The following is an 8,447-nucleotide window of genomic DNA, read 5'->3' on the forward strand; positions in this document are numbered from 1 at the left end:
GCGCCGGCGACTACGGCATCGAACCGCTCGTGTACCGCTTCGAGCCCGACGCGACCCCCGCGGCGGACGCCACCCCGGCGCCCGACCCCGACCCGGCGCCCGACCCCGACCCGGCGCCGGCGGCGCCGGCCGCCGGCGGGGGCGCCCGCACGCTGCAGCTGGGCGCGTTCGAGGACGACGCCAGCGCCGATCCGCTGTTGGCGGACCTCCGCGACCTCGGGCTGGCGCCGAACGTCGTGCGCGAGGACGGCCTCGTGAAGGTCGTCGTCGGACCGCTCGAGGGCCCCGCCCTCGAGGATGCGCGCACCGTGCTGGACGGGGCGGGACTGGAGTACTTCAACCGCTGATGCCGTCGATCCCCAGCGCCACCGTCGGGCGGCTCGTCACCTACCTCCGCGTCCTCGACACCTTCGCCGACCAGGGCGTCGCCCGCGCATCCAGCGACGACCTGGCCCGCGAAGCGCACGTCTCCGCCTTCCAGGTCCGCAAGGACTTGGCGTACTTCGGGCGGTTCGGGACGCGCGGAGCCGGCTACGACGTCGACGCGCTCGCCACGGAACTGCATCGCATCCTGGGCCTCGAGACCGCCTGGAACGTCGCGATCATCGGGATGGGGCGGCTCGGCAGCGCCTTGGCGGACTACCCGAACATGGCGCGCTACAACTTCTGTCTGCGGGCCGCCTTCGACGTCGCCCCGGCGAAGATCGGGACCGTCGTCGCCGGCGTCCCGGTGTACGCCATGGAGGAGCTCCCGACCCGCGCCCGCGAACTCGACGTGCAGGTGGCCCTCCTCACGGTCCCGGGGGAGGGCGCGCAGGCCGCGACGGAGGCGCTCGCCGACGCCGGCGTGCGCGGCGTCGTGAACTTCGCGTCGACCGTCCTCGATCCCCCCGCCGGCGTGCACGTCGAAGCGATCGACTTCCTGGCCGGCCTCAAACGCGTTTCCTACGCCCTCCATGCCGAGAAATCCGATGACGAGCGCGCCGCAGGCTGACGTCGGGGTACCCTCCCCGGCGATGAGCGCCCCCCTCGCCGACCGCCTGGCGGCGTTCGAACGCCGCATCGCCGACGTCGTCCGCAGCGACGTCGCCTTCATCGAAGCGATCGGGGAGGACCTGGTCTCCGCCGGCGGGAAACGGCTCCGCCCCACCCTCGCCTTCCTCGCCGCCGATCTCGTCGGCGCCGACGAGGACGTCGGCATGGAGGTCGCCCTCGCCGTCGAACTGCTGCACTCCGCGTCGCTGTTGCACGACGACCTCATCGACGACGCCGACACCCGCCGCGGGGCGGAGGCCGCCTTCCGCCGCTACGGCAACGTCGTCAGCGTCATGTCGGGCGACTTCCTGCTCGCGCGGGTCCTGATGCTGCTCGCGCGCTCGGGCGACCCCCGCTTCACCCACCGCATGTCCGAAGCCGCCGCCCGCATCTGCGAGGGCGAGGTCCTGCAGTTCCAGATGGCGACCCTCGAGACGTGGGAGCAGCGGCACTACCGCAACGTCATCGAGGGCAAGACCGCCGAACTCCTCGCCACCGCCATGGAGGGGCCCGCCCTCCTCTCCGGCGCGCCGCCCGAGCGGCGCGAGGCGCTCGCGGCGTTCGGGATGGCGTACGGCCGCGCGTTCCAAATGCAGGACGACCGACTCGACCTGCTCGGGGACCCCGAGACGCTCGGCAAGCCGGTCGGCGGCGACCTGCGCGAAGGCAAGGTCACGCACACGGTGCTCGTCCTGATCGAGCGGGGCGTGGAGGAGGCCGCCGACATCGTGCGCCGTCACGCGCGTCGCGACGGCGACGTGGAGCGCATGCGCGCCCTCGTCGCCGAGCACGACGCGGACGCCGTCACGCGCGACGCGATCCGCGCCGAGGTGCGCACCGCCACCGACGCCCTCGCACCGTTCTCGGACGGCGACGCCAAGCGCGCTCTGATCGAGCTCGCCGAACGCGAACTCGCGCGGCTCGACTGACGCCTACGCGGCGCTCGCCTCCCGCCGCGCCTCCGCGCGGCGCGCGATCTCGCGCGCCATCGCCGGAAAGATGAGGCCGTGCAGCGGCGCGACCAGCGTCCAGTAGGCCCACCCGAGGAACCCCCGCGGCTCGAAGAAGGCGGTCTGTTGCAGGGTCGTGCCGCCGTCCTCGGTCGGCTGCAGGTCGAAGCGCAGCCACGCCCGCCCCGGTAGCTTCATCTCCGCGCGCAACTGCAGCGAGCGCGCCTCGCGGATCGCTTCGACCCGCCAGAAGTCGAGGGCGTCCCCCGCCGCGAGGCGGCGCGGGTCGCGGCGCCCCCGCCGCATGCCGATCCCCCCGACCAACCGGTCGAGGATGCCACGGAGTTGCCACAGGCCGTCGTAGGCGTACCAGCCGTTCTCCCCACCCAAGCGCGTCACCTCGTTCCAGACCGCGTCGGGGGGCGCCGCCACCGTCCGGACGCGGCGATCGAGGCGCATGCCCTCCTCGTCCGCCCACTTGTCGCTCGGTGGGGTCCCGCGCGGTACCGCCGACATCGCGTCGCTCCACAACGTCAGGGGCGCCCCCTGCGCCGTGCGGTCGAGCGCCAACTCCACCGCACGGCGGTAGGGGATCGGCGCGACGTCGTAGCGGCGGGCCGGCACCGGGTCGCGGACGACGACTTCGCTGGTGAGGCCATCGACCAGCGGCCGGGCGATGGAGGCCGGGATGGGCGTGACGAGATTGATCCAGTAGCTCGACAACCGTGGACTCAGCACCGGCGTCGGGACGATCCAGCGGCGCAACCCCCGCGCGTCGGCGTAGATCTCCATGAGCTCCCGGTAGGTGTGGACGTCCGGCCCCCCGATCTCCACGATGCGGTGGCCCTCCGGCGGGTGCCGGAGCGCCTCCCGGAGGTAGGCGAGGACGTCGCGCACCGCGATCGGTTGGATTCGCGTCGTGACCCACCGCGGCGTCGTCATGATCGGGAGGCGTTCGGTGAGGTAGCGGATCATCTCGAACGAGATCGAGCCGCTCCCCACAATGATCGCGCTGCGGAACTCGGTGACCGGCACCCCGTGGCTCGCCAGGACGCGGCCGGTCTCCTGGCGGGACGCCAGGTGCCGACTCATGCCCTGCGCCGCGTCCCCCAGGCCCCCCATGTAGATCAACTGCCCGACCCCGGCGCGGGCGGCCTCCGCCGCGACGTGGTCGGCGGCCCGGCGGTCGCGATCCTCGAACCCTTCGGCGCGATGCCCCATGGAGTGCACCAGGTAGTACCCGGCCGCGCACCCGTCGAACGCCCCGCGGAGCGACGCCGGATCGAGGGCGTCCCCCTCGACGACCTCCACGTCGTCCGCCCACGGCTTCGTCGCCAGGCGTTCCGCGTCGCGAACGAGGCACCGCACGGCGTAGCCCGCCTCCAGCAGGCGGGGCACCAGGCGCCCCCCGAGGTACCCGGTCGCGCCGGTCACCAGCACCCTCACGGCGTCCGCCCGCGTGCGTCGTCCGGGTCCATGCCCCCATCGTGACCCGGGCGCCGTCCCGCGACGGGGGGCCAGGCTGCGAACGGGCGTCCCTTCACGCCGGACCGGGGGTCCGGAGGGACCGAGCGAGGCCGGCGGCGTGCCCGGCGTCGAAGAGCAGCAGGAAGCCGCCCTGGATCGCGACGCCGAGCGCGTGCCCACGGCGGGCGTCGCCCGGGTCCCCGATCGTCGCCAGGGCCGCGGCGACGGCGAGGTAGCCGACGTCCAGGCCAGCGTTCACGAGCAGCAGGCGGCGGGTCCGGCGGCGCTCCGCCTCGCTGGCCTCGAGGGAGGCGGCCGCCCCCGCCGCCCGCTTCACGGCGTGCGCGCGCAGGCCGGCGCCCGCGATCGCGGCGTCGATCGCGCCCCACACCGCGAACTGCAGGGCGACCGCCGCGGTGAACGGCGTCGGGCCGCCCATCGCCAACGCGAGCGCCACGCCCATCGACGCCGCCGCCCACCCGAACAACTGCAGCCCGATCGCTCGGTTTCGACGCCAGAACGCCGCGACCGTCACGTCAGAACGCCGTCCGGAGCGTCAGCCTCGTCCGCAGGGTCCGGCCGTCGGGGCCGCCCCGCACGCCGGCGTCGAGCACGAGGTCCGCGTCGCCGCTCGGCCGCGTCCACGACGCGCCGGCGTCCCACCGCGCAGCGCGCGCCCCCTCGGTCCGGGGCCAAGCGACCCCCGCCGACGCCTCGAGGCGGCCGCGCGCGCCGACCGCCCGCGAGGCGGACGCCCGGACCGCCGGACGACTCCCGTCGACGAACCCGTCCACCGAACCGTCCGCCGGGGCGGGGGTGCGCGCCAGACCCCCACCGGGCGGGGCGACGTGGGTTTCCGCGGTCCAGAGCCACGCGCCGGCGTACCCGGAGGCGCCCACCCCACCGCGCACGGCGGCGGGGGCCTGCAGCACCCACGCTTCGCCGTAGACGACCTGCCCCCCGACGGTCGTGGAGGCGGTCGCCCCGGCGGCCAGGCGGGCGGTGCGGCCCGCACCGTCGACGGCGGAGCCGCGCAGCAGGTGCGCCTCGAGGGTCGCCTCGCCGTCGATGCGGACCGACACGCCGCCGCCCGGAACCGCGCCCCCACCGGCGCCGGTCGGCGTGAGGTCGTTCCCCGCACCGGCCGGCCACGCCACGCCGGCCCGAATCCGTGCGTCGCCCAGGTACCCGCGGACGCGGACGCCCCACGCCCCGCGCGGGTCGCCGCTCGCGAGCGGGACGTCCAACGTGACCGCCGGCGCGAGCCGCAGTTCCCCCAGCGGACGGCGCTGCAGGCCGGCGCGGACCCGCCACGCGCCGCCCTCCAGCGCGACGGTGGCCTCCTGCAGGCCGTGCCGGACCGTCGCCCCACCCGTCGCGGGGTCGCGGGTCACGGTCGGGGCGGCCTCCATCGCGAGCGTGAGGGCGTCGGCGACCTCCACGCCGAACGCGACCCGGGCGGTGGCGCCCGCATCGAGCTCGACGGCGTCGACCCCCGCATCGTTCAGGGGGACCTCCGGCGCGAGGCGGGCCTCCAGCTCCACGCGGAGCACGTCCTGCGCCGCCCCCGTCGGGAGCAGCGCGACGAGCGCGAGCGCCAGGGCCGCACCGTGGCGTCCGGCGGCGGTCACGGCGTCCCCCGCGGGGCGTCGCCGTCCGCGACGCCGTCGTCGACGACGCGTCCGTCCTCGAGGCGCACGATGCGGTCGACCCGGTCGAGCAGGCGGGGATCGTGCGTACTGAACACGAAGGTCACGTCCTCCTCCTCGTTCAGGCGCCGCATGAGGTCGATCAGGTCGGCGCCGGCCTGCGAATCGAGGTTCGCGGTGGGTTCGTCCGCCAGGACGATCGTCGGGTCCGCCGCGATGGCGCGAGCGATCGCCACGCGTTGTTGCTGCCCGCCGGACAGTTGGTTCGGTCGGCGGTCGGCGAAGCCCTCCATGTCGAGGCGCGCGAGGGCGGCGCGCGCCTTCGCTTCGCGCGTCGCGCGGGCCTCGCCCCGCAACTCCAGGACGAACGCGGCGTTCTCGAGGGCGGAGAGGACCGGCACGAGGTTGTACGCCTGGAAGACGAACCCGAGGTGGGCGAGGCGCAGGCGCGCCGCGGCGCGGCGGGGGAGACGATCGATGCGCCCCCCGTTCAGCCACACCTCGCCGGCGTCGGCCCGGTCGAGGACCCCCATGAGGTGCAGCAGCGTCGATTTGCCGCTGCCCGACGGCCCCGCGATCGCGGTGAACTCGCCCGCCGTCACGTCCAGGTCGACGCCGTTCAGGGCGGTCGTCGTGACGTCGCCGACGCGGTAGCTCTTGCGCAGGTCGCGCACGCGGTACAGCGGATGCGCGCTCACGCTTGGAACCTCATCGCGTCGACCGGCTCGATCCGAGCCGCGATCACCGCGGGCCACGCCGCCGCCAGGACGGCGGTGAGGACGGCGAAGCCGACCGCGAAGGCGACCTGGCCCGGATCGACGGAGAGGTAGAAGACCGGGTCGAGCCCGAACGAGGCGTAGTACGACTCGAGCCCGGGAATGCGGACGCCGTCGGCGTAGGCGGCGACGAACGCCAACCCACCGGCCGTCCCGACCGCCGCCCCGACCCCCGCCAGTAGGATGCTCTCCGTCGCGATCATGCCCAGGACGCGCAGGTCCCCCGCCCCGAGGGCGTGGAGGACCCCGAACTCGCGGATGCGTTCCATCACGCTCAGGTACACGGTGTTGAGCATCAACAACCCCGCGAGGACGAAGAAGAGGATCGACACGGCGAACATCAGCGGGTCGAGGGCGTCCAGGAGGCGTTGGGTGGCGGGGTTCGCCGTTCGCCAGTCCTCCACCTGGAGGTCCGGCAGCGCCTCCGCCAACGCCGACGCCAGTGCGGCGCTCGCGTCGTCCTGGTCGATCCGTCGGAGCGACGTCCCGTGCACCTCGATGCGCTGCACCGCGCCGGGCGCGGCGAGCGCTTGCGCGTCCTCGAGCGTCGTCCACGCCGCCGCGATCTCCGCCCCGGGGTCCGCGAGATCGACGGTACCGACCAGGGCGTATGCCGCGACGCCGTACCCTTCGCCGCCGGGGGCGTAGGCGACGACCTCGTCGCCGACCTCGACGTCGAGGGCGCGCGCGAGGCTGGCGCCCAGCACGATCTCGCCGCTCGCCTCGAGGAACCGCCCGTTCAGGGGCGCGTCGCCGAGCCGGCGTGCGCGGGCGGCGTCCGGCCACGGTTGGGCGTGGAGCGCCACCCCGCGCGAGCGCGCCGCGCCCGACAGGAGGGCGGGGACGTCGAGGGTCGGGAGCACCAGCGGCGCCGCGAGCGCGGCGTCCGCCTCGCGGCGGACGGTCGCGAGGATCGGCTCCGCGTCGCGGATCAGGGTCGCGTCGAAGCGGGTCGCGTCCCGCGCGCCGGGGACGGTCACGATCACGTGCCCGCCGCGCTCGGTGAGGGTCTGGTAGAGGCCGTTCTCGGCCGCGCCCCCCAACGCGAAGTACGCGACGCTGAGCAGCACCACCGCCCCGACCGCGCCGGCGGTGACGAGGCTGCGGCGCCGTTGCCGCCACAGGTTGCGCCACGCGAGCGCGATCACCAGCGGCACCCCGTCTCGAGCGCCTCGAGCGTGAAGCAACGGTCGGGAGGACGGACGTCGAACGTGGCGTCCTCCCACGTCGCGACGGTCCGGCCGCCCCCCTCGGTGAGGTCGACGACCTCGAAGCGGGTGGGGACCGTCCGGCCGTCCTCCAACGTCCGCGGGTCGCTGAGGGTGAGGCGCTTCACGGGGGCGTCGCGCTGATCGAAGTACGTGAGGTCCATGGGCGTCAGGTCGGGCAGGCTCGCGGTGAAGCGGAGTTCGCCGTACGGCGTCGGGGCGCCCGCGCGCGGTACCAGCGACAACGTGATGCGGTCGTCGGTCCGTTCGCGCACGCGGGCGTCGTAATCGTCGCGGACCTCGTCCCCGGCGAGGTCGTCGTACGACAGGTCGCTCCCGAGGAAGCCGTCGCTGCGCCCCGAGGGGGGCAGCCGTAGGCTGCGGCCCACCCGGGGGGCGTACACGAACAGGGCGTCCCCGTCGACGAGGAACGCGCGCCCCGCTTCGCGGGGCGGTTCGACGACGCGCGTCAGAGAGCGTTCGCCGCCGTCGGCGATCGTCTCGAGGACGTACCGGTCGGTGCCGTCCGCGCGCTCGACGTGCATCACGACCGTGGCGCGTTGCCCGCCACCCCGCAGGTTGTCGACGATGCGCTCGAGGATCGCGTCGGCGTCCGACGGCGTCGTGGCCCCCTGCGCGAGGGCTCCGCCGCTCAGGAGTGCAGCGGCGAGGACGGCGGCGATGCGGACGCAGTGTGCGGTCGGTCGGGTCGGCTGGATGGCGTGAGGCATCGTCGTGAACTCCTCAATCGTTGGCGCGCATCGCTTCGGCCGGGACGAGCCGAGCGACGCGGCGGGCGGGGGTGAGGGCGGCGAAGAGGGCGGCGAGCGCGACGGTGACGCCGGCGTAGGCCAGGTACTCGAGCCGGAGGTCGGCGCGAATGTCGTCGCCGAGCGCCAGGCCGGACAGGAAGTCGCCGTAGACGCCGGTGAAGAACGGACCGAGGACGTTCACCTCGTGCAGGAGGTACAGCAGGCCGTACCCGAGGACCGCGCCGACGCCGTACCCGAGGAGCGTCCCGAGGACCGCTTCGAGGACCACCATCCACGCGAGCCGCGCGTGGTCGAGGCCGAGGGCGAGGATCACGCCGAACTCGCGGGTGCGTTCCATCACCGAAACGACGAGGCTGGAGGTCACCGCAATCGCGCCGAACAGGCTGAAGAGGAGGCCGATGGGGATCATCGAGACGCGTTCCGCGGCGAGACCGCGCGCGAGCTCGCCCATCTGCTCGAGGATGCCGTAGGCACGCACGTTCTCGGGGAGGCGGTCGGTGACCGCCGCGGCGACGGCGGCTTCGCGGCCACGGGGGACGTCGAGGGCGAGTTCGGTCGCGCCGTCGACCCCGGCGAGGGCGCGGGCGTC

The 8,447-nt window shown here is 74.7% G+C and carries 10 protein-coding genes; 3 read left to right on the forward strand and 7 right to left on the reverse strand.

The genetic code is table 11. From position 1 onward, the window contains the following. The 3 genes from RI554_09215 to RI554_09225 form a co-directional block, all read left to right on the forward strand. Nucleotides 1–347 (forward strand): SPOR domain-containing protein (locus tag RI554_09215; protein ID MDR9392192.1); only part of this gene is annotated, 347 nt, incomplete at its 5' end. Continuing rightward, complete coding sequence (locus RI554_09220) at nt 347–994, forward strand: redox-sensing transcriptional repressor Rex (protein ID MDR9392193.1); 648 nt, start codon at nt 347–349, stop codon at nt 992–994. The genes RI554_09215 and RI554_09220, both read left to right, overlap by 1 nt. A gap of 22 nt (nt 995–1,016) precedes the next feature. Further along, nucleotides 1,017–1,964 (forward strand): polyprenyl synthetase family protein, encoded by a 948-nt coding sequence (locus tag RI554_09225; GenBank protein MDR9392194.1) that lies wholly within the window; start codon nt 1,017–1,019, stop codon nt 1,962–1,964. 3 nt (nt 1,965–1,967) lie between these two features. Here the strand turns inward: RI554_09225 and RI554_09230 are convergent, their stop codons facing one another. From RI554_09230 to RI554_09260, 7 genes are all read right to left on the reverse strand, one after another. After that, nucleotides 1,968–3,431, reverse strand: coding sequence for an SDR family oxidoreductase (locus RI554_09230; protein MDR9392195.1), 1,464 nt, complete (start codon nt 3,429–3,431; stop codon nt 1,968–1,970). Nucleotides 3,432–3,525: 94 nt separating this feature from the next. Further along, a complete protein-coding gene (locus RI554_09235; GenBank protein MDR9392196.1) occupies nt 3,526–3,987 on the reverse strand; it encodes a hypothetical protein in 462 nt (153 codons plus the stop codon). Nucleotide 3,988: 1 nt separating this feature from the next. Next, nucleotides 3,989–5,083 carry a hypothetical protein gene (locus RI554_09240; GenBank protein MDR9392197.1) on the reverse strand — a complete coding sequence of 365 codons (1,095 nt, stop codon included), beginning with the start codon at nt 5,081–5,083 and terminating at the stop codon, nt 3,989–3,991. Then, entirely contained in the window at nt 5,080–5,799 is a 720-nt protein-coding gene (locus RI554_09245; protein ID MDR9392198.1) for an ABC transporter ATP-binding protein, read from the reverse strand. Before RI554_09245 ends, RI554_09240 begins: the two co-directional genes overlap by 4 nt. Further along, nucleotides 5,796–7,034, reverse strand: coding sequence for an FtsX-like permease family protein (locus RI554_09250; GenBank protein MDR9392199.1), 1,239 nt, complete (start codon nt 7,032–7,034; stop codon nt 5,796–5,798). Before RI554_09250 ends, RI554_09245 begins: the two co-directional genes overlap by 4 nt. Further along, the gene (locus tag RI554_09255; GenBank protein ID MDR9392200.1) at nt 7,022–7,816 is read right to left on the reverse strand and encodes an outer membrane lipoprotein-sorting protein; all 795 of its coding nucleotides are present in this window, start codon (nt 7,814–7,816) and stop codon (nt 7,022–7,024) included. The genes RI554_09250 and RI554_09255 overlap by 13 nt, the downstream gene beginning before the upstream one ends. A 13-nt stretch (nt 7,817–7,829) precedes the next feature. After that, nucleotides 7,830–8,447, reverse strand: a 618-nt coding sequence (locus tag RI554_09260; GenBank protein MDR9392201.1) for an FtsX-like permease family protein, incomplete at its 5' end; no start/stop codon positions are given.

The sequence above is a fragment of the Trueperaceae bacterium genome, assembly GCA_031581195.1.
GTDB lineage: Bacteria > Deinococcota > Deinococci > Deinococcales > Trueperaceae > SLSQ01.

Coding starts and splice junctions, on each gene's coding strand:
- RI554_09220 (MDR9392193.1), top strand. CDS start 347: ATGCCGTCGATCCCCAGCGCCACCGTCGGGCGGCTCGTCACCTACCTC.
- RI554_09255 (MDR9392200.1), bottom strand. CDS start 7,816: ATGCCTCACGCCATCCAGCCGACCCGACCGACCGCACACTGCGTCCGC.
- RI554_09225 (MDR9392194.1), top strand. CDS start 1,017: ATGAGCGCCCCCCTCGCCGACCGCCTGGCGGCGTTCGAACGCCGCATC.